The organism is Micromonospora sp. NPDC000089 (assembly GCF_042899365.1).
Lineage (GTDB): Bacteria > Actinomycetota > Actinomycetes > Mycobacteriales > Micromonosporaceae > Micromonospora.
The window spans coordinates 301,657-327,097 of record NZ_JBIAZT010000006.1; the positions used below are offsets into that span (position 1 = coordinate 301,657).

Annotated in this window: 21 protein-coding genes; 10 read left to right on the forward strand and 11 right to left on the reverse strand. The window is 73.7% G+C overall.

Annotated features, from left to right (window positions below):
- Positions 1-82 precede the first annotated feature (82 nt).
- The gene (locus ACFY3U_RS14320) at positions 83-1,180 is read left to right on the forward strand and encodes a winged helix DNA-binding domain-containing protein (protein WP_387200398.1); all 1,098 of its coding nucleotides are present in this window, start codon (positions 83-85) and stop codon (positions 1,178-1,180) included.
- Positions 1,181-1,257: 77 nt separating this feature from the next.
- On the opposite strand, the gene ACFY3U_RS14325 is transcribed toward ACFY3U_RS14320, so the two are convergent.
- From ACFY3U_RS14325 to ACFY3U_RS14340, 4 genes are read right to left on the reverse strand one after another with little or no spacing between them, the layout of a single operon-like run.
- Positions 1,258-2,463, reverse strand: coding sequence for an ABC transporter ATP-binding protein (locus ACFY3U_RS14325; RefSeq protein WP_387200401.1), 1,206 nt, complete (start codon positions 2,461-2,463; stop codon positions 1,258-1,260).
- 9 nt (positions 2,464-2,472) lie between these two features.
- Entirely contained in the window at positions 2,473-3,309 is an 837-nt protein-coding gene (locus ACFY3U_RS14330) for a carbohydrate ABC transporter permease (protein ID WP_387200404.1), read from the reverse strand.
- Position 3,310: 1 nt separating this feature from the next.
- Entirely contained in the window at positions 3,311-4,309 is a 999-nt protein-coding gene (locus tag ACFY3U_RS14335) for a carbohydrate ABC transporter permease (protein ID WP_387200407.1), read from the reverse strand.
- Positions 4,306-5,598: an ABC transporter substrate-binding protein gene (locus ACFY3U_RS14340; protein WP_387200410.1), complete on the reverse strand. Its 1,293-nt coding sequence runs from the start codon at positions 5,596-5,598 to the stop codon at positions 4,306-4,308. Before ACFY3U_RS14340 ends, ACFY3U_RS14335 begins: the two co-directional genes overlap by 4 nt.
- A gap of 235 nt (positions 5,599-5,833) precedes the next feature.
- Between ACFY3U_RS14340 and ACFY3U_RS14345 the strand changes: the two genes are divergently transcribed.
- From ACFY3U_RS14345 to ACFY3U_RS14355, 3 genes are all read left to right on the forward strand, one after another.
- The gene (locus ACFY3U_RS14345) at positions 5,834-6,412 is read left to right on the forward strand and encodes a DsbA family protein (RefSeq protein WP_387200413.1); all 579 of its coding nucleotides are present in this window, start codon (positions 5,834-5,836) and stop codon (positions 6,410-6,412) included.
- Positions 6,413-6,749: 337 nt separating this feature from the next.
- A complete protein-coding gene (locus tag ACFY3U_RS14350; protein ID WP_387200650.1) occupies positions 6,750-7,181 on the forward strand; it encodes a hypothetical protein in 432 nt (143 codons plus the stop codon).
- A gap of 47 nt (positions 7,182-7,228) precedes the next feature.
- Entirely contained in the window at positions 7,229-7,504 is a 276-nt protein-coding gene (locus tag ACFY3U_RS14355) for a hypothetical protein (protein WP_387200416.1), read from the forward strand.
- Positions 7,505-7,582: 78 nt separating this feature from the next.
- Here the strand turns inward: ACFY3U_RS14355 and ACFY3U_RS14360 are convergent, their stop codons facing one another.
- The 4 genes from ACFY3U_RS14360 to ACFY3U_RS14375 all read right to left on the reverse strand — a co-directional run bounded on the left by ACFY3U_RS14360 (position 7,583) and on the right by ACFY3U_RS14375 (position 13,089).
- Positions 7,583-8,254: a L,D-transpeptidase gene (locus ACFY3U_RS14360; RefSeq protein WP_387200419.1), complete on the reverse strand. Its 672-nt coding sequence runs from the start codon at positions 8,252-8,254 to the stop codon at positions 7,583-7,585.
- A gap of 482 nt (positions 8,255-8,736) precedes the next feature.
- Entirely contained in the window at positions 8,737-9,525 is a 789-nt protein-coding gene (locus ACFY3U_RS14365; protein ID WP_387200422.1) for a DUF4184 family protein, read from the reverse strand.
- A 22-nt stretch (positions 9,526-9,547) separates the two neighbouring features.
- The gene (locus ACFY3U_RS14370) at positions 9,548-10,222 is read right to left on the reverse strand and encodes an HAD family hydrolase (protein ID WP_387200653.1); all 675 of its coding nucleotides are present in this window, start codon (positions 10,220-10,222) and stop codon (positions 9,548-9,550) included.
- Between the two features lie 107 nt (positions 10,223-10,329).
- Complete coding sequence (locus ACFY3U_RS14375) at positions 10,330-13,089, reverse strand: glucosidase (protein ID WP_387200425.1); 2,760 nt, start codon at positions 13,087-13,089, stop codon at positions 10,330-10,332.
- Positions 13,090-13,134: 45 nt separating this feature from the next.
- Here ACFY3U_RS14375 and ACFY3U_RS14380 point away from each other — a divergent pair, with 45 nt between their 5' ends.
- The 5 genes from ACFY3U_RS14380 to ACFY3U_RS14400 all read left to right on the forward strand — a co-directional run bounded on the left by ACFY3U_RS14380 (position 13,135) and on the right by ACFY3U_RS14400 (position 21,170).
- Positions 13,135-15,075, forward strand: a complete 1,941-nt coding sequence (locus ACFY3U_RS14380) for an amylo-alpha-1,6-glucosidase (protein ID WP_387200428.1) — start codon at positions 13,135-13,137, stop codon at positions 15,073-15,075.
- Positions 15,076-15,221: 146 nt separating this feature from the next.
- Positions 15,222-16,553, forward strand: coding sequence for a glycosyltransferase family 4 protein (locus ACFY3U_RS14385; protein WP_387200430.1), 1,332 nt, complete (start codon positions 15,222-15,224; stop codon positions 16,551-16,553).
- A gap of 78 nt (positions 16,554-16,631) precedes the next feature.
- Positions 16,632-18,521, forward strand: a complete 1,890-nt coding sequence (locus tag ACFY3U_RS14390; RefSeq protein ID WP_387200433.1) for a serine/threonine-protein kinase — start codon at positions 16,632-16,634, stop codon at positions 18,519-18,521.
- 77 nt (positions 18,522-18,598) lie between these two features.
- Entirely contained in the window at positions 18,599-20,260 is a 1,662-nt protein-coding gene (locus tag ACFY3U_RS14395; protein WP_387200436.1) for a serine/threonine-protein kinase, read from the forward strand.
- 100 nt (positions 20,261-20,360) lie between these two features.
- Positions 20,361-21,170 carry a metal-dependent hydrolase gene (locus ACFY3U_RS14400; protein WP_387200439.1) on the forward strand — a complete coding sequence of 270 codons (810 nt, stop codon included), beginning with the start codon at positions 20,361-20,363 and terminating at the stop codon, positions 21,168-21,170.
- A gap of 67 nt (positions 21,171-21,237) precedes the next feature.
- Here the strand turns inward: ACFY3U_RS14400 and ACFY3U_RS14405 are convergent, their stop codons facing one another.
- Together ACFY3U_RS14405 and ACFY3U_RS14410 are read right to left on the reverse strand one after the other, a co-directional pair.
- A complete protein-coding gene (locus ACFY3U_RS14405) occupies positions 21,238-21,996 on the reverse strand; it encodes a hypothetical protein (protein WP_387200442.1) in 759 nt (252 codons plus the stop codon).
- Positions 21,997-22,073: 77 nt separating this feature from the next.
- On the reverse strand, positions 22,074-22,667 hold the full coding sequence (locus ACFY3U_RS14410; protein WP_387200445.1) for an NTP transferase domain-containing protein: 594 nt from the start codon (positions 22,665-22,667) through the stop codon (positions 22,074-22,076).
- A 217-nt stretch (positions 22,668-22,884) separates the two neighbouring features.
- Here ACFY3U_RS14410 and ACFY3U_RS14415 point away from each other — a divergent pair, with 217 nt between their 5' ends.
- Entirely contained in the window at positions 22,885-23,622 is a 738-nt protein-coding gene (locus tag ACFY3U_RS14415) for a L,D-transpeptidase family protein (RefSeq protein ID WP_387200448.1), read from the forward strand.
- Positions 23,623-23,632: 10 nt separating this feature from the next.
- Here ACFY3U_RS14415 and ACFY3U_RS14420 read toward each other — a convergent pair whose 3' ends face one another.
- Positions 23,633-25,309 carry a bifunctional 3'-5' exonuclease/DNA polymerase gene (locus ACFY3U_RS14420; protein WP_387200451.1) on the reverse strand — a complete coding sequence of 559 codons (1,677 nt, stop codon included), beginning with the start codon at positions 25,307-25,309 and terminating at the stop codon, positions 23,633-23,635.
- Positions 25,310-25,441 lie beyond the last annotated feature (132 nt).

A 25,441-nucleotide genomic window follows, 5' to 3' on the forward strand; every position in this document is an offset into this window, starting at 1 on the left:
CCCCGCTGCTCGCGCCGTCATGCGTACGGATTGTCGGCGGCGGCTCCTATGCTCGCCGGGTGCGCGACGAGGGGATGGCGGCATGGAGCTGACCGGCGCCGAGGCGCTCGCCCTACGGATGACCAGCCTGCTGCTGCGGGCCCATCCCCGGGGCCGGCCGGAGACCGTGGCCGGGGTGGTGGAGTGGTTCGGCGCGATGCAGGCGCAGGACGCGGCCAGCGGGCTGTGGTCGCTCGGCGCCAGACTGCCCGGGCACACCGTGGCCGACGTGCAGGCCGCGCTGGAGCGGCGGGAGGCGCTGCGCACCTGGCCGATGCGCGGCACCGTGCACCTGGTGCCGCCGCGCGACGCCCGCTGGATGCTGGAGCTGACCGGGGTCCGCGCGCTCGCCGGGGTGGCGTCCCGCCGGGCCCTGCTCGGGCTGACCGAGGCCGACGTCGACAGGGCGGCCGACGCGCTGGGCGCGGCGCTGGCCGGCGGCGGCCGGCTGACCCGCGCCGAGTGCCTGGCCACGATCGCCGCCGCCGGCGTCGACAGCGCCGGCCAGCGCGGCTACCACCTGCTGTGGTACGCGAGCCAGCGTGGGGTCACCTGCATCGCCCCGCACGTCGGCACCGAGCAGACCTTCGCCCTGCTGGACGAGTGGGCGCCCGACCCGCACCGGCCGGAGCGCGACGAGGCGCTGGGCACCCTGGCCCGGCGATACTTCCGCAGCCACGGGCCCACCACCCGGCAGGACTTCACCGGCTGGACGGGGCTGACCGCCACCGACGCGAAGCGGGCCATCGCGGTGGCCGGCGACGACCTCGCCGAGGTGCGGGTGGACGGCGTGCCGGCGTACCTCGACCCGGCCCTGCTCGACGCGCCGCGCGCCCCCGTCGACGACCTGCTCGTGCTGCCCGGCTTCGACGAGTACCTGCTCGGCTTCAAGGACCGCGCGCTGATGCTCGACCCGCAGGCCATGCGGGTGGTGGTGCCGGGCAACAACGGCATGTTCCGGGCCACCGTGGTGCGCTCCGGGCGGGTGATCGGCACCTGGACACGAACGCTCGGCAAGACCCGGGTGACCGCGACGGTGCAGCCGCTGGCCCCGATCGACGCCGCGCTGCGCACCCGGGTCGAGGCGGCGTTCGAGGGGTACGCCCACTTCCTCGGCCTGCCGCTGCGCCACTCCTGGTGAGACGGCGGCGCCCCGGCCGCACCCGCGCGAAGGGCCGGTGACGCCACCGTCACCGGCCCTTCCGCGGGAATTCGTGCTCAGTCAGCCAACGCGCCCGCCGAGCGGCCCTCGTGCAGGGTCAGGTTCCGCCCGGTGGTCGGGTCGAACAGGTGGATCTTCTCCAGGTTGAACCAGACCCGCCGGTTCTGGCCCTCGACCACCGGCGACTCGGCCGACAGCCGGGTCACCAGGCTGCTGCCGCCACCGCTGAAGTCGGCACCGGCGTCGGCGGCCAGCTCCTCCAGCTCGGCGGCGCTGGCCCGCTCCCCCTCGATGGTGAAGTAGACGTACTTGTCCGACCCCATCGACTCGACGATGTCCACCGGCGCCTCGAACTCCAGGCCACGCCGGCGGGTCTCCTCGTCGACCAGCTCGGCGTCCTCGAAGTGCTCGGGGCGTACGCCGAGGATCAGCTCGCGCGGCGCGTCGCCGGCCTCCAGCTCGCGGCGGATCCGGTCGCCGATCGGCACGTCGCCGAGCGCGGTGCGCAGCGTGCCGTCCTGCACGGCGGCGTGCAGGAAGTTCATCGACGGTGAGCCGATGAATCCGGCCACGAACAGGTTGCGCGGGTGGTCGTACAGCTCCTGCGGCGGGCCGACCTGCTGGATCGCGCCGCCCCGCATGATCACCACCCGGTCGCCGAGGGTCATCGCCTCGGTCTGGTCGTGGGTGACGTACACGGTGGTGGTGCCGAGCTGCTTCTGCAGCCGGGACACCACGGTGCGCATCTGCACCCGCAGCTTGGCGTCCAGGTTGGACAGCGGCTCGTCCATCAGGAACGCCTTGGGCTGCCGGACGATCGCCCGACCCATCGCCACCCGCTGGCGCTGGCCGCCGGAGAGGTTCGCCGGCTTGCGGTCCAGCAGCGGGGTCAGCTCCAGCACCTTGGCCGCCTCGTCGACCTTCCGGTCGATCTCGGCCTTGTCCAGCTTGGCCAACCGCAGCGGGAAGGCCATGTTCTCCCGCACCGTCATGTTCGGATAGAGCGCGTACGACTGGAACACCATGGCGATGTCCCGGTCGCGGGGGGCCTTGTCGTTGACCCGCTCCCCCGCGATGCGCAGCTCACCGGAGCTGATGTCCTCCAGCCCGGCGATCATGTTGAGGGTGGTGGACTTCCCGCAGCCCGACGGGCCGACCAGGATGACGAACTCGCCGTCGGCGATCTCCAGGTCGACGTCCTGCACCGCGACGGTGCCGTCCGGGAAGGACTTGCTCACCTTGTCCAGCACGATGTCAGCCACTGTTACCACCTATCCCTTGACTGCGCCGGAGGTCAGGCCGGAGACGATGCGGCGCTGGAAGAAGAGCACGAACAGGATGATCGGAATGGTGATCACCACGGCGGCGGCGCAGATCGCCCCGGTGGGGTCCTCGAACTGCGACTCGCCGGTGAAGAACGACAGCGCCACCGGGACCGTCCGGGCCCGCTCGGTCGAGGTGAGCGTGATGGCGAACAGGAAGTCGTTCCAGCAGAAGATGAAGACCAGGATCGCCGTGGTGAACAGCCCGGGCGCGGCCAGCGGGGCGATGACCCGCCGGAACGCCTGCCCCTGGGTGGCGCCGTCCATTTTCGCGGCCTTCTCCAGGTCCCACGGGATCTGCTTGAAGAACGCCGACAGCGTGTAGATCGCCAGCGGCAGCGCGAAGGTGATGTACGGCAGGATCAGCCCCGGCCAGGTGTCGAAGAGGCCGAGCTGCCGCTCGATCTCGAACAGCGGGGACACCAGCGACACCTGCGGGAACATCGCGATCAGCAGGGAGACCCCGACCAGCAGCTTCTTGCCGGGGAAGTCCAGCCGGCTGATCGCGTACGCGGCCATCGCGCCGAGCACCACCGCGATCAGGGTGGCGATCAGCGCGATGCCGATCGAGTTGACCAGGGCCCGGACGAACTGGTCGGTGTCGAAGATGGTCCGGTAGTTGTCGAGCGTCCACTCCCGCGGCCAGAACTTCCCGTCGGTGAGGGTGGCCGGGGTCTTGAACGACAGCGAGGCGATCCAGAGCACCGGGATCAGCGCGAAGACGACGACGATGACGTCCAGCAGGCCCCAGCGCAGCTTCGCCCGGGTGGTGGTTTCGACGGCCATCTCAGCGCCTCTCCCCGTCGTCGCTGCCCGGGGCAGCGGTGCCGAACAGCTTCACGAAGATGAAGGCGATGATCGCCACGGTGATGAAGATCAGCACCGACATCGTGGAGCCGATGCCGAGGTTCAGACCCCGGATCAGGTTGTTGTAGGCGAGCATCGACACCGACGAGGTCTCGTTGCCGCCGTTGGTGAGCACGAAGATGTTGTCGAACACCCGGAACGCGTCCAGGGTGCGGAACAGCAGGGCGACCAGGATGGCCGGCTTCATCACCGGCAGCATCACCTTGGTGAACCGCTGCCAGGCCGTCGCGCCGTCGGTGGACGCCGCCTTGAGCAGGTCCTCGGGCACCAGCGCCAGCCCGGCCATCAGCAGCAGCGCCATGAACGGCGTGGTCTTCCAGATCTCCGCCAGCATGATGATCGCCAGCGAGCTGGCCCGCTCGGTCAGCGGCGCGCTGCCGTCGAACAGGTTGGCCAGGTAGCCGGTACCGGGCGTCCAGGCGTACCGCCAGGAGAACGCGGCCACGACCGTGACGATGCCGTACGGGATCAGCGCCGCCGTCCGGACGATGCCGCGGCCGACCAGCGTCCGGTGCATGATCATCGCCAGCCCCATGCCGAGCACCAGCTCGATCGCCACGGTGACCAACGTGATCAGCATGGTGACGCCGAACGCCGTCCACCAGAACTGGTTGCTCAGCACCGTCACGTAGTTGTCCAGCCCGATGAACTCGCGCTGGTCGGGGAAGCGCAGGTCGAAGCGCTGCAGCGACAGCCAGATCGAGTAGAGGATCGGGTACGCGGTGACCAGCACCATCACCAGCGCGGCGGGGGCGCAGAGCAGCCAGCCGAGCCGGCGTTCGGCCTTCTTGTTCTCGCTCAGCGGCGCCTTCGCCCGGCGGGACGAGCGCTGCGTCGGCACCGCCGCGTGCCGCCCGGAGGACCGTTCGGTCTCCTCGGCCGCCACGTCCGCGCCGGTGGGAGTCGCGTTCACACTCATGGCAAGACTCCCTTCGACTCCAGCGCGTCGGCGATCGCCTTGCGCAGCTCGTCCGCGGTCTGCTGCGGCTTGATCCCCGACGGCGGCGACAGGATCGCCGACATCACCGTGGAGATGCTCTGGTACGCGGGAGTCGTCGGCCGGACCGCCGGCTCCTGCAGCTCCTCGAGGATGGTGTCCTTCATCGGGTACGCCTTGTCCATCTCCGGGTCGTCGTAGACCTTCTCGATGGTCGGCGGCACGCCGTCGTTGATCGCGGAGAACTTCTGGTTCTTCTCGTTACGGATGCACCGGGCGGCCTCGAAGGACTCCGTCGGGTGCTTCGAGTAGGCGCTGACCGCCATGTTGACCCCGCCGATGGTGACCTTGCTCGGGGTGTTCGCGTCGATCCCCGGGACCCGCGCCCACTTGACCTTCTTCGCCAGCTCCGGGTCGGCCTCCTGCAGCGCCGGGTAGACGAAGGGCCAGTTGACCTGGAACGCGCCGGCGCCGGACTGGAACTCCAGGCGTACCGGGTCCTCGGTGGCGTTGCTGAACGACGGCGACGTCACGCCCGACGTGGCGAAGCGCTGCAGCTGGTCGAGCGCCTTGACGGTGCCGGCGTCCATCACGGCCTGCTTGCCGTCGTCGCTGAGGATCTTGCCGCCGGCGCTCTCGGCCAGCGTGTTGTAGAGGACGACCAGGCCCTCGTACTGGGCGCCCATGGTGAGCACCTGGTACGGCTTGCCCTCGCCCTTCAGCCCCTGGGCGACCTTGATCATGTCGTCCCAGGTCTTCGGCGCCTGCTGCACCAGGTCGCTGCGGTACCACAGCAGCTGCACGTTGGTGTTCTTCGGCGCCGCGTAGAGCTTGTCCTCGTACCGGGCGGTCTCCAGCGGCCCCGGCAGGGTGCCCTGCTCCGCCTCGGCCTTGTCCTGGCCGGTCCACTCCCGGATCCAGTCCGCGCTGGCAAACTCCTGGGTCCAGGTCACGTCGAGCCCGAGGACGTCCATGCCGCTGTCCTGCGCGGCGAGCCGACGGACCAGCTGCACCCGCTGGTCGTCGGCCTGCCGGGGCAGCACCCGGTAGGCGATCTTGTAACGCCCCTGAGCCTGGGCGTTGCAGTCGTCCACCACCTTCTGCAGGTTCTGCTCCGGCGGGTAGTACAGGTTGATCGTCGGCGTACCACCGCCGGCGCCATCGGAGCCGCAGGCGGCCAGCGGCGCGACCAGGGCCAGCGCGGCGGCCGCCGCACCCAGCCGGACGCCGGGCCGGCGCCGATGTCGGACCGCTTCGGGGTCTGTCGTCATCGCCCTCCCCCTTTCGTCGGCGAGAACCGGGGGAGGCCACCCGCGCCCCGGCGCGCGGCGAGACGGACCCGGGAACGGCGAAAATCCGCCCCGCCCGGACGTTTCGTGCGGCGAACAGTGCCCGACCTGCCAAGTCACGAAACCTTCGGCAACATGTCAAACACGCAACGGCCGGCCGGCTGCGTGGGCTGGATCACACCCTGCGGCGCGGACCGGCACCGCCTACGCTCGCCCGATGGATGCCACCTTCTTCTTCGACCCCGCCTGCCCGTGGACCTGGCGCACCTCCCGCTGGCTGGTCGCCGTCGCCGAGGCCCGCGGGCTGATTGTCGAGTGGCGGGCCTTCAGCCTGTCGATCCTCAACGACGGCAACGTCCCACCGCAGTTCGCCGACGCGATGGCCGCGTCGAACCGGGCGCTGCGGCTGGTGGAGGCGCTGCGCGCGGAGGGCCGCGCCGAGGATGCCGGCCGCTTCTACACCGAGCTCGGCACCCGCACCCACGACGCCGGCAACCCGCTCTCCGCCGACCTGGTCGCCGCGGCGGCCGAGGCGGCCGGCCTGGGCGACGCGGCGGCGGCGCTCGACGACGAGCGCTGGGACCAGGCGGTACGCGAGTCGCACGCCCTGTCGTACGCCTCCGCCGGGCCGGACATCGGCTCGCCGGTGCTGATGGTGCCGGACGCCGAGCGCGGCATCCACGGGCCGATCGTCACCGACGTGCCGGGCACCGACGACGCGCTGGTCCTCTGGGACTCGTTGGTGCCGCTGCTGCGGATGCCGACCTTCCACGAGATCAAGCGCGGCCGGCGCTGACGAGGGCGCCATCCTGTCGGACCGGGCCGGCATGATGGCGGATGATCGCGCGCTTCAAGGATCTGTGCATGGACGCCGCGGACGCCGGCTCGCTGGCCCGGTTCTGGCCGAGCCGGCGCCGGCGGGCCTGACCTTCCCATCTGGTGAGCGTGGCGGTCTGGTCACGGACTGCCACGTCCACTAGCCTCTGGGGTGCTCTGCCAGCCGGCGCGTCGCCGTCGACGTCGATCCGCCTCCGGCCGACCACAGTCCGCCCGATCGGTTGGTTCTCGCGGGAACACCCCTCTGCCGGTCCACCGGTTGGGCAGGATCGTCCCCACGAGGAGGTGCCGTCGTGGTGCAGGACACCCGCACTCTCGCCCTGACGTTCCAGGTGAGCGGCCTGCCACCGGTCAAGACCGAGGCGCTGTCCATCTTCGCCGCCGGCCACCGGCAGGCGACGAGGGTCCGCGCCCTGCTGCAGGCGGCCTGCGCCGCCGCCCAGCGCACCGGCTGGACGCCCCTGGGCGGGCCGGTCGAGGTGGACGTCACCCTGCACTGCCCGCCGGGGCACCGCACCTCCGACGCGAGCAGCCTGCTCGGCGGGGTGTGCGCGGTGTTGCAGGACAAGAAGCGGGTGACCAGCATCGGGCTGGCGCACCTCGGCGTGCTCGTCGACGTCGCGCTGTACGACGACGACCGGCAGATCCGCAAGCTGTCGTACGCGGAGCAGCCGGCGGACGATTTCTCGTACCAGGTAAGGGTGGCCGCCCTGCCGGCCGGGGTTTGACCGACGCCCGCGGTGGGGTATCGCGGACGCCGACGAAGGGAGCGCCGATGTCGGAGCCACATGTCACGCTCGACCCGAGCGGGCTCGATCCCGTGCAGCAGAAACTGCGCGGGCCGCTGGAGGATCAGCTGACCTCGGCCCTGCAGGCGGCCACCGAACGGGTCCGCGCCAGCTACGCGGGCGAGCCGGTCGAGCAGGTCTGCCAGCGACTGCTGGACGAGACCCGATCCGGGCTGCACCCGGACATCGCCGCCGGCTTCAACCCGGACATGGACGAGTTCTGCCGGGTGGCGGTGGCGATCGTCCGCGGCGGGGGCTCCTGAGCCGTACGCCTTTCGACCGCGCCGGCCCGTGCCGGCGCGGTCGAGCCGTGTCCGTGCGTTCCGCCGGGCGGCGCGGGGTCAGTAGCGGCCGAGGTTCTGCGCGGGGCAGATCACGATCCGCGGCGAGAGCGCCGGGTCCAGCCAGCGCAGCACGCTCACCAGGTTGGTGTGCGACAGGCTGACGCAGCCAGCGGTCGGGTTGCCGGCGGCGGTGCTGAACTCGTGCAGGAAGATGCCGCTGCCCGCGTCGGGCACCGGCTTCGCCACGTTCGGCGGCATGTTGTACGTGATCACGCCGAAGTGGGTGTACGCCGGGACCTCCTGCCACAGCGCCTCGCTGTAGCCGCCCGGGTTGCTGGTGCTGTGCTGGAAGGCGTTGTATGCGGTCGAGTTCGGGTTCTCGTTCCACCAGTCGTTGGGGACCAGCTGGTGGTAGGGGAAGCGGACGCCCGGGTCGGCCGCGATGCCGTACATGGTCGGGCCGAACGAGAAGACCCCGGTGGGGGTGGTCGCCACGCCCTCGACGTGGTTGTCGCTGAAGCCCTTCGACCCCACCCGGGCGGGCAGCGGGGCCGACACCGGCACCCAGTGGCCGCCGGCCCGGTGGAACGTCTCCAGCGTGGCGTACGTGGTGGTGTAGCTGGCGCCGGTCACGAGAACGACCTGCCGGGTGGCGGCGGGCAGGGTGGTCAGCCGGGAGGCCCGGTTCGGCGGTGGGATCGGCCCGGTACGGCCCGTCGACGCTTGCACGGCGCTCCCTGTGAAAGGTGTGGACTCCAACCCGAGCATGATCGCACTGTGGATGGTTTCCCGGTGCCCCGGAAATGGTGACGGATCTCCACCGGCAATTGCCGCGCGACGGTGTAACGCGTCGCAAGCGCGGGACGCCGCACCAATTCGAGGGGCGGCGAGAATGATCGGCGGCGGGTCAGGACCGAGGCCGCAACTCCCCGGCCCTGACCACCAGCCGTCCGGCGTGGTAGCGGCATTCGCCTGCACGGGCACGGCGGGCGCGGCACGACGCCGACGCCGGGCCCAGCGCAGCGGTACGACCCGCCCGCACTCAGCTCCACGGTGCCCACTACCGGACTTCGGCACGTTCCGGCTCACCCCGAAGAGCCGTGAACGCCCGATCAGGTTAGGCAGCCGGGAACTGGTCGGACAAGCACTTCCGCCGCCCGGAGAATGTGATTGACGACTATCCTGAAAAACGGCGGTTCGGCGTAACGCGGTCAGCCGGCCCGGCGCTGTTCGTGGTCGAGGCTCCCGGTGTCCGCGACCGCGGGCGGCATCGGCGGCGGTGGGCTCGCCGCCCATCCGCCGGCGAGCAACGCGAGCGCCATCAGGTGCAGCAGGCGCACCCCGGCCGCGCCCGGGACGGTCGCCGCCGGCAGGACCGGCAGCACCGTCGCCCCGACCCCGGTCACCGCCAGGGCCGTCGCCCAGAAGACGACCGGCCGGGCCGGCGGCGCCGGCGGTCGTACGCCGGCGAAGATCTGCCCCCGGCGGGCGGCCCGCAGCGCGAGGCCCACCACGAACACCCCGCCGAGCGCGCTGCTGACCACGTCGGCGAAGGACCACCAGTAGATGCCGGTGACCGCGTGGAAGTCAACGCCCAGGGCCAGCAACCACCGCTCGCTGTGGGTCACCCGGTCCGCGGCGACGTGGCTGGCGGCGCCGATCAACGCGGAGCAGACGGTGACCTGCCACGGATGCCGGACCGCGCCCAGCGCGGCGTAGTCCGACCAGCCGAACGCCCGCCGGCCGGGCAGGTGCACGGCGATCCCGGCGATCGTGCGCCGCACGATCCAGGCGTAGCAGAGCGCCACCGGCAGGCTCCACCACAGCAGCGCCCCGACCGTGTGGGCCCGGACGCCGAACTGGAGCCGGGTGCCGGTGAGCAGGTACGCGACGTCCGGCGCCACCGCCCCGGTGACCAGCGCCACCCCGTCGAACCAGTGCGGCCGCCACAGCTTGAGCGGCAGCACCGGCGCCAGGTGGGAGGGGAACGTCAGGGGCACGAAGCGGACGTTACCGTCCCGCTCAGAAGTGCCGGAGCAGGTCGCCGAACCCGGCCAGTCGCAGCACCCCGTCGTCGGCCGGGTCCAGCTCGTCGTGCTCCAGCACCCAGGTGTTGTCGTTGGGGATGAACACCGCGCGCATCCCGGCGGCCCGGGCCGGCAGGATGTCCGACCGCGGGGAGTTGCCGATCATCCAGGCGGTGACCGGGTCGAAGCCGTGCTCCCGGGCCAGCCAGCGGTACGTCGAGGCGTCCTTCTCCGGCACGATGTGCGCCGCCGCGAAGTGGTGCAGCAGGCCGCAGGCGTCGAGCTTGCGCTGCTGCTCCTCCCGGTCGCCCTTGGTCAGCAGCAGCAGCTCGTACCGGCCGGCGAGGGTGTCGAGGGTGTCCGCCACGTCGGGCATCAGCTCGACCCGGTGGGCGACCAGCGCCGCCGCCAGCTCGTCGATCTCCCGGCGTTCCCGCTCGGTGGCCGGGCGCGCCCGCAGCCGCTCCAGGCAATCGGCCAGGCTGCGCAGGAACACCTTGCTGCCGTACCCGTGGGCGGCGGCGTTGGCCCGCTCGATGTCGTCCAGCACCGCCCGGATCTCGGTGCGGTCCAGCGTGGGATGGGCCAGCCAGGCCAGGAAGTCGTCGATCACCCGCTCGAAGACGACGTTGTTCTCCCACAGCGTGTCGTCCGCGTCGAACACCAACACCGTCGTATCCCCACGCTCCCCCACCCGCGGCACGTTACCCCCCACCCCCACCCGCGTCGATCTAGGGCCAAGTGCTGTGCCCAGAGATCGACAAGCAGCACTTACCCCTAGATCGACGCGGCGGGGGGCGGCGGGCCGGAGGGGCGGCGGAGGGTGAGGATCAGGTCGGCGACCAGGGCTGTCCAGCCGGTCTGGTGCCAGGCGCCCAGGCCGGCGCCGTTGTCGCCGTGGAAGTACTCGGGGAAGGCGATCAGGTCGCGCCAGTCCGGGTGGGTCTGGAAGAGCTGGGCGGCGCCGTAGATCGGGCGCCGACCCCAGCCGTCCTGGGTGAACAGCGAGATCAGCCGGACGGAGAGGTCGTCGGCGACCTGGTCCAGGGTGCACTTGCGGCCGGACCGGGTCGGGTACTCCACCTGCAGGTCGTCGCCGAAGAACGCGGCGTAGTCGCGCAGCGCGCTGATCAGCAGGAAGTTGGTCGGCATCCAGATCGGACCGCGCCAGTTGGAGTTGCCGCCGAACAGCCCGCTGGTCGACTCGGCCGGCTCGTAGCCGACGCAGAACTCCTGCCCGCCGAGGGTCACCGCGAAGGGCTTGTCCAGGTGCGCCCGGCTGAGCGTGCGCAGGCCGTACTCGGAGAGGAACTCGTCGGTGTCCAGCATCCGGGCCAGCAACCGGACCAGCCGGTCGGGGCCGACCATGGTCAGCAGCCGCTGCTGCCGGCCGTCCGGGCCGAGCCGGCGGGCGCCGATCACGTCCGCGTACTCGGGGCGCTGGCTGAGGAACCAGCGCAGCCGGGCGTTCAGCTCGGGCAGCCGGTGCAGGGTGTGCGCGGTGATCCGGGTGGTGGCGGCCAGCGGCAGCAGCCCGACCACCGAGCGCACCTTCAGTGGCACCTGGCTGCCGTCGGCCAACCGCAGCACGTCATAGAAGAACGCGTCCTCGTCGTCCCAGAGTCCCTGGGAGTAGCCGGCCGCCGCGATGTACGCGAAGTGCTCGAAGAACTTCGTCGCGGTGTCCACGTACGCCCGGTCGTGCTCGGCCAGCAGGATCGCCATGTCCAGCATGTTCAGCGCGTACATCGCCATCCAGCCGGTGCCGTCGGACTGCTCCAGCACGCCGGCCACCGGCAGCGCGGCCGAGCGGTCGAACGGGCCGACGTTGTCCAGCCCGAGGAACCCACCCTCGAAGACGTTGTTGCCGCCGGTGTCCTTGCGGTTGACCCACCAGGTGAAGTTGAGCAGCAGCTTGTGCATCACCCGGGCGAGGAACTCGTGGTCCCGGGAGCCGTCGATCTCGAACACCTTCAGCGCGGCCCAGGCGTGCACCGGCGGGTTCACGTCGCCGAACGCCCACTCGTACGCCGGGATCTGCCCGTTGGGGTGCAGGTACCACTCGCGCAGCAGGAGCAGCAGCTGCGCCTTGGCGAAGCCCGGGTCCACCCGGGCGATGGTGACGCAGTGGAAGGCCAGGTCCCAGGCCGCGTACCAGGGATACTCCCAGGGATCCGGCATGGAGATCACGTCGAAGCTGGTCATGTGCCACCAGGCGCTGTTGCGCCCGTGCCGGCGCCCGGCCGGCGGTGGCGTCGAGCCCGGGTCGCCCTCCAGCCACCGCTTGACGTCGAAGTGGTAGAACTGCTTGCCCCACATCAGGCCGGCGATGGCCGTCCGGGCGACCAGCGCCTCGTCGGCGCTCGCCGCGGCCGGGATCACCCCGGCGAAGAACCGGTTCGCCTCGGCCCGCCGGGCCCACACCACCGCGTCGAAGCCGGCGCCGAGGTCGGCCGGCGGCGGCGCGGCCCCGCCGGGCGGCGGCGCGGTGCGGGTCAGCCGCAACCGGATCTGCCGCTTCCCCCCGGCCGGCACGTCGAGGACGTAGTGCAGCGCGCCCTTGGTGCCCTCCCGCGCCGGGTTGACGGTGTCCGCGCCGGACACCACGTGGTCGTTGATGCCGTCCTTCGGGTACGCCGACCGCCCGGGCAGCCCCCACAGCCGCTCGGCGTTGCTCTCGTTGTCGCACAGCAACGGCGTCGGGTCGCCGTCACCTTCGAGCAGCAGCTGACCGAGCACCCCGTGCTCGCCGACCAGCCGGGCGCCCGCCCCGCCGTCGGCGGCCGAGCCGGCCAGCCGGGGCACCCGGTCGGCGCCGGGCAGCCCCCACGCCCAGGTGTTGCGGAACCACAGCGTCGGCAGCACGTGCAGGGTGGCCGCCTCGTCGCCCCGGTTCGCCACGGTCACCACCACGCACAGGTCGGTCGGGGTGGCCTTGGCGTAGTCGACGGTCACCGCCCAGTACCGGTCGTCGTCGAAGATGCCGGTGTCCACCAGCTCGTACTCGGTGTCGTCCCGGCCGCGCAGCGCGTTCACCGCGACCAGCTCGTCGTACGGGAAGGCGGCCTGCGGGTAGTGGTAGCGCCAGCGCATCCAGGAGTGGGTCGGGGTGGAGTCCTCGTACCACCAGTACTCCTTGACGTCCTCGCCGTGGTTGCCGCCGTCGCCGCCCAGGCCGAACATCCGCTCCTTGAGGATCGGGTCGTAGCCGTTCCACAGCGCCAGCGCGAAACAGAAGGTCTGCCGGTCGTCGCAGACGCCCGCCATGCCGTCCTCGTTCCACCGGTAGGCTCTGGACCGCGCGTGGTCGTGGGGGAAGTAGTCCCACGCCGTACCGTGCTCGCTGTAGTCCTCCCGTACCGTCCCCCACGCCCGCTCGGACAGATAGGGACCCCATGCGCGCCAGTCCTGCTCCCCGGCATCGGCCTGGGCGAGCCGGAGCCGCTCGGCGTCGGGAGACGGTGCGTCGGAGGGCGAACTGTCGGTGAACACCTGCACATCTTCGACGCCGCCGCGGTACTTCACCACAGCGGCCATTGTCGTCGTGGCGTGTTACACCTCGCCGCCGTGGAAGGAAAGTAGTTGATCGAGATCGGTTTCGGTCCGCAGGTCTGCACCGACCTGGCCGCCGGGGCGACCCGGGAGTGGCTGGTCACCGACGGGCTCGGCGGGTACGCCACGGGCACCGTCAGCGGCCTGCGCACCCGGCGCTACCACGGCCTGCTGGTGGTGCCCGGCGAGACGCCGGCCGCCCGGACGGTGGGCCTGGTGAGCCTGGACCCGGCGGTGACCCTGCCCTCGGGGGCCACCGTGCGGCTCGGCGCGCACGAGTGGTCCTCGGGCGTGGTCGACCCGCGCGGCTTCGAGCTGCTGGAGCGCTTCGACCTGGTCGACGGCCTGCCGCGCTGGCGGTGGCGGATCGGCGACGTGGTGATCGAGCGCGAGCTGGCCATGACGTACGGCCGGTCGGCGGTGGCGGTGGTGCACCGGCTGGTCGCCGGCGGGCCGGTCCGGCTGGAGCTGGCCGCCGCGTGCACCTGGCGGGACGCGCACGGCGAGCGGCGGGCCGACGGGCCGGCGCCCCGGCTCGAGCCGGTGGACGGCGGCGCGGTGGTCGACGGCGCGTTCCGGCTCGCCGGGCCGGACTGGCGCCCCGAGGGCGGCTGGTGGCTCGGCGCGTACCACCGGGAGGAGGCCGCCCGCGGGCTGCACCCGGAGGAGGACCTGTGGCACGCCGGCCGGTTCGCCGGCGCGCTGGACCGGCCGGGCGACACGGTGTCGGTGCTGGCCTGGGCCGGTGACCTGGCGCAGGAGCCGCCGCCGGCGACCGAGGTGGTGGCGGCCGCGCGGCGGCGGCACCGGGCGGTCGTGGCCACGGCGAAGCCGGCCGACCCGGTCGAGGCGACGCTGGCGCTGGCCGCGGACGCGTTCGTGGTGCGCACCCCGGCCGGCCCGGACGTGGTGGCCGGCTACCCGTGGTTCGGCGCCTGGTCGCGGGACACGATGACCGCGTACGAGGGGCTGTTCCTCTGCACCAACCGGGCCGACGAGGGGCGCGAGCTGCTGCGCTCGTACGCGGCGACGCTGTCCGAGGGGATGCTGGCGAACACCGCCGACACCGGTCGGGTGGAGTACAACACCGTCGACGCGACGCTGTGGTTCCTGCACGCGGTGAGCCGGCACGTCACGGTCACCGGGGACACCGACCTCGGCGACGAGCTGCTGCCGGCGCTGCACGGGGTGGTCGAGGCGCACCTGGCCGGCACCCGGTACGGCATCGGGGTCGACCCGGCGGACGGGCTGATCCACCAGGGCGGCACCCCGGGCACCGCACTGACCTGGATGGACGCCCGGGTGTACGGGGTGCCGGTGACGCCGCGTACCGGCAAGCCGGTCGAGGTCAACGCGCTGTGGATCAACGGGCTGGCCGGTCTCGCCGAGCTGACCGAGCTGGCCGGGCAGGACGCCGCCGAGCTGTGGCGGCTGCACGACCGGGCCCGGGACGCGTTCCGCAAGCGGTTCCCCGCCCCCACGGGCTGGCTGCACGACGTGGTGGACGGGCCGGCGCCGGCGTACCCGCTGGGCGGCGAGGCGCACCACGACGACGACCTGCTGCGCCCCAACCAGCTGCTCGCCTGGTCGCTGCCGTACGCCCCGCTGGAGCCGGACCCGGCGGCGCTGCGCCGGGTGGCCGCCGGGCTGCTCACCCCGCTCGGGCCGCGCAGCCTCTCCCCCGACTCGCCCGGCTACGCCCCCCGGCACCGGGGCGGGCCGGCCGAGCGGGACACCGCCTACCACCAGGGCACCGTCTGGCCGTGGCTGGTCGGGCCGCTGGTCGAGGCGTACCGGAAAGCCGGGCTGCCCGCCGACGACCTGCTGGTCGGGCTGGAGGGCCACTTGGGTGAGCACGGGCTGGGGTCGGTGAGCGAGACCGCCGACGGCGCCGCGCCGCACGGCGCCACCGGCTGCCCGTTCCAGGCCTGGTCGGTGGCCGAGCTGCTGCGCGTCCGGCGGATCCGCTAGGCGGGCGTTACACACCGGCAACGACGGCGTCTCCGCTGGTTATCCGGCCCGGAGCAGGATGGGCGGCGACCCCGGACGACACGCCTGACACCCCTCACGGTGTCCCCTCGCCGCGCGCCCGGGGCGACTACTGAAAAGGGGGCCGCATGTCACCTGACGCCGACGTGATCGACATCCACCCCGGCCGGCACCAGCGGGTGCTGATCCTGTCCTGGGAGTACCCGCCCGTGCTGGTGGGTGGGCTCGGCCGGCACGTGCACGCCCTCTCGGTCGCCCTGGCCGCGGCCGGCCACGAGGTCACCGTGGTCACCCGGCACGCCGACGGCGCACCGCTGGAGGAGTACGCCGACGGCGTTCGGGTGCTCCGCGCGCCGGAGGACCCGGTGGCCTTCCCGCTGGCCACCGGGTCGCTGCTGGCCTGGACGATGGCGTTCAACCACACCCTGACCCGGACCGCGCTGCGGGCCGCCGAGTCCGGTGACTACGACGTGATCCACGCCCACGACTGGCTGGTCGCGCACACCGCGGTCACCCTGGCCGAGCACCTGGACCTGCCGCTGGTCACCACGATCCACGCCACCGAGGCGGGCCGGCACCAGGGCTGGCTGCCCGGCGAGATGAATCGCACCATCCACGGCGTCGAGCATTGGATCAGCAACGCGTCGGCCCGGGTGATCGCCTGCTCCGGGTACATGCGCGAGCAGGTCGCCCGGCTGTTCGACGTGCCGGCGGGCCGGGTGGACGTGGTGCCCAACGGCGTCGACGAGCGGGCCTGGCGCGCCCGGCCGCGCGCGGTCGCGGCGGCCCGCGCCCGGTTCGCCGGGGACGGGCCGCTGGTCGGGTACGCCGGCCGGCTGGTCTACGAGAAGGGCGTCCAGCACCTGGTGGACGCCGTGCCGCAGGTGCGCGACCGGCACCCGGGACTGCGGGTGGTGATCGCCGGGGACGGGCCGTACCGGGAGGAGCTGCAGGCGCAGGCGCGCCGGCTGCGCCTCGACGACACCGTCCGGTTCGCCGGTTTCCTCGGCGCCACCGAGCTGCCGGCGCTGCTCGGCGCCACCGACGCGACGGTGGTGCCCAGCCTCTACGAGCCGTTCGGCATGATCGCCCTGGAGGCGGCGGCGGCCGGGGCGCCGCTGGCGGTGGCGCGGACCGGTGGGCTGGCCGAGATCGTCGAGCCCGGCGTCACCGGGGTCACCTTCCCGCACAGCGATCCGGACGCGCTGGCCGGAGCGGTCGGCCAGTTGCTGGGCGACGAGGTGTTCGCCCGCCGGGTGGCCCGCCGGGCCCGGGCCGTGGTCGGCGAGCGCTACGGCTGGCCGACCATCGCCGCCCGTACCGCCGGGGTGTACGCGGCCGCCCGCCGGGAGCACGGCGCGTTCCAGGCCCGCCGCGCCGCCGCCCAACTGGCCGGCGGCCGGGCGGGGATCACCATTCCGGAGGGCAACCTGTTGGCGCTCGACGGGGCCGCCTGCTGACCGGGGCCGACCTGACGACCGATGGGTGCGGCTCGATCCGTTGGCTACCGTGTGGGTCGGCCGACGGTGAGGAGCACAGTGCAGCAGGTGACGGTGGCCGGTCGGTACCGACTGGTCGAGCTGGTCGGAACCGGTGGGATGGGCCGGGTGTGGCGGGCCCGGGACGAGGTGCTGCACCGCGAGGTGGCGGTGAAGGAGGTCGTGCCGCCCCGCTGGCTGGCCGAGTCGGAACGCGACGAGCTGCGGCTGCGCGCGCTGCGCGAGGCCCGCACCGCCGCCCGGCTCAACCACCCCAACGTGGTACGCCTCTACGACGTGATCCGGGTCGACGACCAACCCTGGATCGTGATGGAGTACGTCCCCTCCCGGTCGCTGCAGACCGTGCTGGACACCACCGGCCCCCTCGACCCGGTGCGGGCGGCCGAGATCGGCCTGGCGCTGCTGGCCGCGCTGCGTGCCGCGCACGCCGCCGGGGTGCTGCACCGCGACGTCAAGCCGCAGAACGTGCTGGTCGCCGACGACGGCCGGGTGATGCTCACCGACTTCGGGCTGGCCGTCTTCGACGGCGGCGACGGGCTGATGACCCGGCCCGGGATGGTGCTCGGCTCACCGCAGTTCGTCGCCCCCGAGCGCGCCGCCGAGGGTGTGTCCAGTGTGGAGGCCGACCTCTGGTCGCTCGGCGCCACCCTGCACGCGGCGGTCGAGGGGCGGTCCCCGTACGCCCGCAGCACCGCGATGGCCACCCTGGCGGCGCTGGCCTCCGGGCCACCGGACCCGGCCCCGCACGCCGGCCCGCTGGAACCGGTCCTGGCCGGCCTGCTCTGCCGGGAGCCGGGGCGGCGGATCGGCCACGACGAGGCGGCCCGACGGCTGACGGCGGTCGCCCGGCCGGCGCCCGACACCGACCCGCCGACCGTGCTGCTGTCGGTGCCGCCGCCACCGCGCTGGCCCGGCGCTCCCGCCCCGGCCGACCGGTCCCCCGGCGCGGGGGCGGTGAGCCCGTTAAGCGGGCCCGCGAACCGCCCAGACGGCGCGGGCACCGCGGACCCCCGGTGGGCCGGCCACGCCCCGGCGGCCCCGGCCAGCATGCCCGGCCTGGCGAACGCGAGGAGCGCGGCCGGCTCGGCAACGACGGCGGGACCGGCCGGCCTGGCGAACGCGACGAGCGCGGCGGGCGTGGCGATGACGGCGGGCACGGCCGGCGCGGGGGCGGGCGGCGTCGGGACCATCCGCGCGACCGTCCGGCGGTGGGCGCTGGTCGGCCTGGCGCTGCTGGTCGCCGCCGCGGCGGGGGTGGGCACCGCGCTCGCGGTCACCGACGAGCGGCCGGCCGCGACGGCCGGCGCGGCCGAGGCCGAGCCGTGGGAGCAGGCCGACCGGCACGAACCCGACCGGGACCGGCCACCGCCGCCGGAGGGTGGCCGGCCGATGACCCCGCCGCCGTTCCCCTGTCTGCGGCCCGACCCGGCCGGCGAGCCGGTCGCCGCCGCGCCGGCCACCAACGACGACGGGTTCCGGCCCCCGCCGGGCTGGACCTGGTACGCGGGCACCGGCTACCGGCTGGCCGTGCCGGTCGGCTGGCTGCGCTTCCGCGAGGACGAGGTGGACTGCTTCCGGGACCCGGCCTCCCGTCTGACGCTCACCGTCGAGCCGGCCGCCGTCGGCGGCGACCCGACCGGCTACCTGCGGGCCGAGGAGCAGCGGCAGCGGGCCGCCGGAACCCTGCCCGAGTACCGCGAACTCGCCCTCGGCCCGGCCGGCGCCGGCGGCGTCCGGTGGGAGTGCAGCTGGCTGACCCCGTTCGGTGAGCGGGACCGGGCGTTGCGGCTGCTGCCCGGCGGCGACCTCGGTGACCTGCTGATCGGCTGGACCACCGCTGACGCGCAGTGGGCCGCCACGACGGACCGGCTCGCCGTGGTACGGGAGAGCCTGCGCGGCCCCGACCCGGAGCGGGTCGGCCCGAGCTGACCCGCCCCGGGTGCGCTGCGGATGAAAAGCCCGGCGGCCCTGGATATCGTGTACCAGGGGTAGTCGAGGGGGAGCGCGTGGAGCAGCTGCTGGTCGCCGGGCGGTACCGGCTGCTCGATCTGGTGGGCACCGGAGGGATGGGCCGGGTCTGGCTGGCCCGGGACGAGATGCTGCACCGCGACGTCGCGGTGAAGGAGGTCGTCCCGCCGAACTGGCTGGCCGAGTCCGAGCGGGAGGAGCTGCGGCTGCGGACACTGCGCGAGGCGCGTACGGCCGCCCGGCTCAACCACCCGAACGTGGTCCGCATCTACGACGTGGTGCACTTCCAGGACAGCCCGTGGATCGTCATGGAGTACGTGCCGTCCCGCTCGGTGCAGCAGATCCTCACCACCGACGGGCCGCTGGCCCCGTCCCGGGTCGCTGAGATCGGGCTGTCGGTGCTGGCCGCGCTGCGCGCCGCGCACGCCGCCGGGGTGCTGCACCGGGACGTCAAGCCGCACAACGTGCTGGTCGCCACGGACGGCCGGGTGGTGCTGACCGACTTCGGGCTGGCCACCTTCGACGGCGGCGACGGGTTGATGACCGGCCCCGGCATGGTGCTCGGCTCGCCCCAGTTCGTCGCACCGGAGCGGGCCCGCGAGGGCGTCTCGAACCCGCGTACCGACATGTGGTCGCTGGGCGCCACGCTCTACGCCGCCGTCGAGGGGCAGTCCCCGTACGCCCGGGGCAGCTCGATGGCGACACTGAGCGCGCTGGCCACCGAACCGCCCGACCCGGTCCGCCGGGCCGGCCCGCTCGGCCCGGTGCTGACCGGCCTGCTACGGCGCGACCCGGCGCAGCGGCTCGACGGCGCCCAGACCGAGTCGCTGCTGCGCGCCGCGCTCGCGGCGGGGGACGCCGTCCCGGTGGCCGGGCGGCCGCCGGAGCACCTGGCGCCGCGGCCCGGTGGGATCACCCGCCCGGCGCTCGGCGGCCCGGCGGACCCGGACACCGGGCCGACTCCACCCGCCCTGCCGGCGGCTCCGGTGCGACGCTCGACCGGTCGTCGGCGAGCAGTCCTCGTCGCGGCCGGCGTCACCGTCGCACTGCTGGCGGCCGGTGGCGCCGTGCTCAGCCAGCGGGGCGAGGAGCGGGCGTTGCCGCCCTCACCCGGCGTCGGTGGCGGCACGTCCTCGCCGGGCGCCGGCTCCGGCACCCCCTCACCGCGTCCGGGCGCGTTCGCGTGCTCGGCCGCCGCTCCGCCGCAGGCCGTCCCGGTGCCGACCGCGCCGCCTCCGCCCGACGAGCGCTACGGCCTGATCGACGGCTGGACCTGGTACACGGACCCGACCGGCTTCCGGATCGCCGCCCCGACGCGGTGGCTGCGCTACACCGACGGCGCGGCGACCTGTTTCCGCGAGCCGGGCGGGTCGCGGGTGCTCAGCGTGACGCCGGGAGCGGCGCCGGCCGACCCGGTGCGCTACTGGAAGAGCGAGGAGCGGCGGCTGACCGGCAACGGGAAGCTGACCGGGTACCAGCAGGTGGCGATCACCCCGCTGGACATGTTCGCCGGCGGGGCGCTGTGGGAGTGCGCGTGGACCACCGCGGCGGGCACCCGGGTGCAGACCGCCCGACTGATCATGACGGTCGCGCCGGGCCGGGCGTACACCGTCTCATGGCTGACAAACCAATTCGACTGGCAGGTCAACCGGGAATACTTCTTGATGATCCGGCAGAGCTTCCGGCCCCCGACGCCCTGACTCCGTCCGCAGTGGAGGGCCGGGTGATTGCCCCTCGCCGGCGCCTCTGAGACAGTGGCGTAGTTTTTGTGGATCAAGAACCTGGGGAGGGGCGAGCGAGATGATGGGACCGTCCCACGCGCTGTCCGGCGCGGCGGTGTGGCTCACCGGGTCGTGGGCGCTGGACCACTTCGCCGACTACCACCAGTCACCGCTGGCGCTGGCGGTAGGCACCGCGGTCTGCGCGGGCGGCGCGCTCTTCCCCGACCTGGACCTGTCCGGCAAGGTCACCCGCAACCAGGGTGGCGCGACGGTCGCCCGGACGTTCGGCGTCTTCTCGCTCTTCGTGGCCGAGGTGATCGAGAAGATCTCGCTCGGCGTCTACTACGCCACCAAGCTCAGCCGGGACCCGCGCCGCAACAACGGCCACCGCACGCTGACCCACACCCTGCCGTTCACCGCCCTGGTCGGCTGGGGCACCACCACGCTCTGCGCCGCGTACGGCAAGTGGGCGGTGGTGAGCATCCTGTTCTTCATGATCGGGCTGGCGCTGCGCGGGCTGTTCGACGAGTGGGCCGAACGGGCCGGCTGGGTGATCGTCACGCTGACCTCGGCGGCGGCCGCCTGGTACACGTTCGCCACGCTGCCCGGCGACCGGGGTTATCCGATGATCGGGCTCGCCGTCGCGGTCGGCTGCCTCACCCACATCCTCGGCGACATGATCACCAAGGCCGGGGTGCCACTGCTGTGGCCGATCCCGATCAAGCGCCGGATGTGGACGATGATCGGCCTGCCGAACAGCATCGCGCTGCGTACCGGCAGCAAGGCGGAGGTGGTGGGGCTGCGCCTCGCGCTCACCGTGCTGTCGGTGCTGGCCACCCTGGGCCTGGTCGCGCCGTCGGTGCTGCACCGCTTCAACATCGAGGTCTGACCGGGCACCGGCTCCGTTGCGGCGGCCGGGCCGCCGGCGCGCGGGCCGGGACCGTGGGGGCCGGTGGTCAGGGTCGTGGCAACCGGGCGCAGAGCGCGGCAGGGAAGGCCGGTTCCACAGTACGGATGGTGCCGCAGCCGACCTGCGTCGAGCCGGCGACGGTGACCCAGCCGTCGCCGCCCCTCCAGCGCAGGAAGTACCGGCGCACGTCGACCGTGGGGGCGCAGCTCGGTCGCGCCTCGACACCGCACGGCACCGGATCGAACGGCACCGTCATCACCAACCACCTGCCGTCGCAGCCCTCGACGGAGCCGGTGGAGTGCCGGGACACGTCCATGTGGCCCACCGCGACGCTGATCCAGGCCGGGTCACAGTGGTCGGCCGGCATCGGGTCGCAGCCGAACGTCGCGTCGCAGCGCCCGTACGTGTCGCCCGTGCGCTTCCAGGGCTCCTGGTTGAGCACCAGGGTCCGGCCGCCGACGGGACCGGGGACGGTCAGCGTCACCTCGCCGGGCGTGTGCGTGGGGCAGGCGCCGACCACCTGCGTCAGGCGGGACTCGTGCACCACGTTGGCGTAGATCCGGCCGTTCTCCTCGGTGACGGTGGTGACCCGGGGGCCTCGGGAGCAGCCGTCGGCGCCGCCGGGCAGCGCCAGGGTGAGCACCAGCGAGCGCGGGTCCGCGGCGACGCGTACCCCGGTGACCTCCGCCTGGGAGGTGGTCCACTCGGGCTGACCGGTGGAGATGGCCGACTCGGGGATGCTCCCCGGCTCGGCGCAGCCGGCCAGGGCGGCCAGGAACAGCAGGGCGGCAGCGAGTCGGCACATGACGACGAGTATCGCCGCTCGGCCGCCTTGGTGGCGCCCCCCGACCGCGGCGGACGGCGCGGGACTGACTCGCCGGGTCAGACCCCGACCCGTTGCGGGGGGACGGTCAGCCCGTAGAGCGCCATCAGCTCCGGCGTGTCGACCCGGCTGCCGTCGGCCACCGAGTCGCAGGAGATGTCCACGATCTGGTCCTTGTGCGCCAGCAGGTACGGTCGGGCGCCGACGTCCGCGCTGGCCAGGGTGGCGATGCCGGCCCAGTGCCGGCGGCCGAAGAGCATCGGGTAGCCGCGCAGCCCGTCGTAGGTGGCGCAGACCAGCACGTCCGGGTACGGCAGCGCGGCGACGCGGCGTACCGCCCCGGCGGTCAGGCCGGGCATGTCCACCGGCACCACCACCACCGCCTCGATCCCCTCGTCGGTGAGGGCGGCCAGCCCGGCCCGGATGGAGGAGCCGACCCCGGTGCCCCACGCCCGGTTGACCACCACGGTGGCCCGGGACAGGTCGGCGGTCTCCCGGACCTGGTCGGCGGCGGCGCCCAGGACGACCACGATGTGCTCGCAGCCCGCCTCGGTCATCGTGTCGATCATCTGGTCCACCAGCGGCTTCTCGCCCTGGTGCAGCAACGCCTCGGGTCCGCCGATCCGACGCCCCCCGCCGGCCGCGATGATCATCCCTGCGATCCGGCTCAGCGGGCCACCTCCACTGTCGACACGCGCCGCGGCGGCACGCCGCTTCCGTCCCCTGGTACGCACACCCCATGCAACGAGCACCAGCACGATGAGTGTCGGGGCGAAACGGATAATTGGCCCCGGACGGGACCCTCGGCGGGGCAGCGGCGCGACACCTTCGCGAACTACGCTCAGATCTCGGAGTTCGGAGGGAGAAGCGATGATTCCCGTCCCACCCACCACCCACCGGCGACACCCCCGCGCCGGCGCGGCGCTCGGGGCGGCCGTGCTGGTCGCCACCGGCCTGTTCGCCCCCGCCCAGCCGGCGTCCGCCGCACCCGCGTGGACTGCGGCGGCCACGCCCCTCGCCGGCCAGGCGCTGGCCACGTCCCAGCCGGTGCTGCGGCAGGGTTCCCGCGGCGCCGCGGTGACCAGCCTGCAGCGCCGGCTCGCCGCCCTGCACTACGACGTGGGCGCCGCCGACGGGGTCTTCGGCGGCTCCACGTTCCACGCCGTGGTCGCCTTCCAGAAGGTGAACGGCCTCGGCCGCGACGGCATCGTCGGCCCGCGGACCTGGGCGGCGCTGGCCCATCCGGTGGTCCCCCGGCCGCGCTACACCCACACCGGCTACTCGGTCGAGGCGAATCTCGACCGCCAGGTGCTCTACCTGGCCCGCAAGGGCGCGGTGGTCCGCATCCTCGACGCGTCCAGCGGAAAGTCCAGTACGCCCACGCCGACCGGGAACTTCACCATCCAGCGGCGGATCGACGGGTGGCGGCAGAGCTCACTCGGCCTGCTCTGGCGGCCCAACTACTTCCACAACGGGTACGCGGTGCACGGCGCCACCTCGGTGCCGAACTTCCCGGCCAGCCACGGCTGTGTACGGGTGCCGATCCCGGCGATGAACCGCCTGTGGTCGGTGATCGGCGTCGGCATGCCGGTGCACATCTACCGCTGACACCGGTCACTCAGGCCGCGTCGGCGTAGCACTCCACGATGGACAGGTCCAGCGGGAAGCGGACGGGGGTGTCCTTGAACAGCAACGCCGAGGCGCGTGCCCCGGCGCGGGCCACCCCCTCGGCCACCGCCTCCGCCTGCTCGACCGGGCAGTGTACGACCACCTCGTCGTGCTGAAAGAAGACCAGCTCCGCCGCGGTGCCGGCCAGCTCGGCGCGGAGCGTGGCGAGCAGCGTCGACGCCCACTCCGCCGCGGTGGCCTGGATGACGAAGTTGCGGGTGAACCGGCCGCGTGACCGGGCGGCCCGGGCCCGGGGCGACTGCGGGCCACCGTCGAGGTCCGGGTCGGGAGCACCGTCGTCACCACCGGCGGCCACCCCACCCGGCGGGCAGGTACGCCCCAACCACGAGCGGACCAGGCCGCCCGCCTCGCCGGTGCGGGCGGCCGCCTCGACGTACCCGAACGCGGTCGGGTAGCTGTGCCGCAGCACCGCCAGCGCGGGCAGCGCCGCCCCACCGGTCTGGCCGTACATCGCGCCGAGCAGGGCCACCTTGGCCCGGGCCCGGTCACCGCCGAACGCGTCCCGGGCCAATGCCGCGTACAGGTCACCGGCCCCGCCGGCCGCGGCCAGCCGGGCGTCCCCGGAGACCGCGGCGAGCACCCGGGGCTCGAGCTGGCCGGCGTCGGCCACCACGAACCGGTGGCCCGGGTCGGCGACCACCGCCCGGCGGATCACCTTGGGGATCTGCAACGCGCCCCCGCCCCGGGTGGCCCATCGGCCGGAGACCACCCCGCCGGGCACGTACTCCGGGCGGAACCGGCCGCCGGAGACCCAGGCGTCGCGCCAGGCCCAGCCGTGCGCCGTCCAGATCCGGTAGAGCTCCTTGTACTCCAGGACCAGCGGCACGGCCGGATGGTCGACGCCGCGCAGCACCCAGGCCCGGGTGTTCGGCAGCTCCACCCCGGCCCGGGCGAACGCCCTGATCAGCTCCGCCGGCGAGTCGGCGTGCAGCCCGGGCACGCCGAGCAGCTCGGCGATCCGGGCGGCGAGCTCGGCCAGCCGGCGCGGCGGGCCGCCGACCGGGGACGCCTCGCCGAGCAGCCCGGTCAGGATGGCGTCGTGCACGTCGACCCGCCAGGGCAGGCCGACCGCGCCCATCTCGGCGCCGATCAGCGCGCCGGCCGACTCCGCGGCGACCAGCAGCCGGAATCGGCCGGGGTGGGTGGTCGCCGCGATCCGGGCGAGCTGGTCGGCGTACACCCGGGTCAACGCCGTGATGCCCGGACCGGGCGGCCCGGACGGGGTGTCGAAGAGGGCGCCCTGGGCGTGCCCGGGCGGATCGGGCTGGCGGGGCGGCGGATCCGCCGGCACCGGGGCGCCGGTGAGCCGGGCCCAGGCCGCCGCGAGCGACCGCGGCTCGCCCCAGCGACCGGCGTGGCCGAGCAGCAGCGCCTCGGTCAGCTCGACGTCGTGGCAGCGGTCCAGCCGGACCCCGGCGCGCAGCAGCGCCGGGTAGAGCGTCGCGCCGGTGGCCCAGACCCAGCGTGGGTGGTCGGCGGCCTCCCGGGCGGCGACCGCGGCGGTGAGGTCGGTGACCGGCTCGGCGGGCGCGGTCGGGCGACCGGCGGGGTCGAGGGGCTGCAACACTCCCCCGCCCCGCTCGTCCGCCACCACCGCCACCAGCACGGACGTGATTCTGCCTCGCCCGTGCGACAACCAATCCGCGCCCGGGTCAGGACCAGAGCGCGGCGACGTGCGCGGCGCCCACCGCCCGGCGAGTAACGGGGCGGTGGGTCGACGGCCGGATCGGTAGCGTGA

Coding starts and splice junctions, on each gene's coding strand:
- ACFY3U_RS14355 (WP_387200416.1), top strand. CDS start 7,229: ATGTCGGAGCCACATGTCACGCTCGACCCGAGCGGGCTCGATCCCGTG.
- ACFY3U_RS14385 (WP_387200430.1), top strand. CDS start 15,222: ATGTCACCTGACGCCGACGTGATCGACATCCACCCCGGCCGGCACCAG.
- ACFY3U_RS14410 (WP_387200445.1), bottom strand. CDS start 22,667: ATGATCATCGCGGCCGGCGGGGGGCGTCGGATCGGCGGACCCGAGGCG.
- ACFY3U_RS14340 (WP_387200410.1), bottom strand. CDS start 5,598: ATGACGACAGACCCCGAAGCGGTCCGACATCGGCGCCGGCCCGGCGTC.
- ACFY3U_RS14320 (WP_387200398.1), top strand. CDS start 83: ATGGAGCTGACCGGCGCCGAGGCGCTCGCCCTACGGATGACCAGCCTG.
- ACFY3U_RS14405 (WP_387200442.1), bottom strand. CDS start 21,996: ATGTGCCGACTCGCTGCCGCCCTGCTGTTCCTGGCCGCCCTGGCCGGC.
- ACFY3U_RS14375 (WP_387200425.1), bottom strand. CDS start 13,089: ATGGCCGCTGTGGTGAAGTACCGCGGCGGCGTCGAAGATGTGCAGGTG.
- ACFY3U_RS14335 (WP_387200407.1), bottom strand. CDS start 4,309: ATGAGTGTGAACGCGACTCCCACCGGCGCGGACGTGGCGGCCGAGGAG.
- ACFY3U_RS14400 (WP_387200439.1), top strand. CDS start 20,361: ATGATGGGACCGTCCCACGCGCTGTCCGGCGCGGCGGTGTGGCTCACC.
- ACFY3U_RS14415 (WP_387200448.1), top strand. CDS start 22,885: ATGATTCCCGTCCCACCCACCACCCACCGGCGACACCCCCGCGCCGGC.
- ACFY3U_RS14330 (WP_387200404.1), bottom strand. CDS start 3,309: ATGGCCGTCGAAACCACCACCCGGGCGAAGCTGCGCTGGGGCCTGCTG.
- ACFY3U_RS14345 (WP_387200413.1), top strand. CDS start 5,834: ATGGATGCCACCTTCTTCTTCGACCCCGCCTGCCCGTGGACCTGGCGC.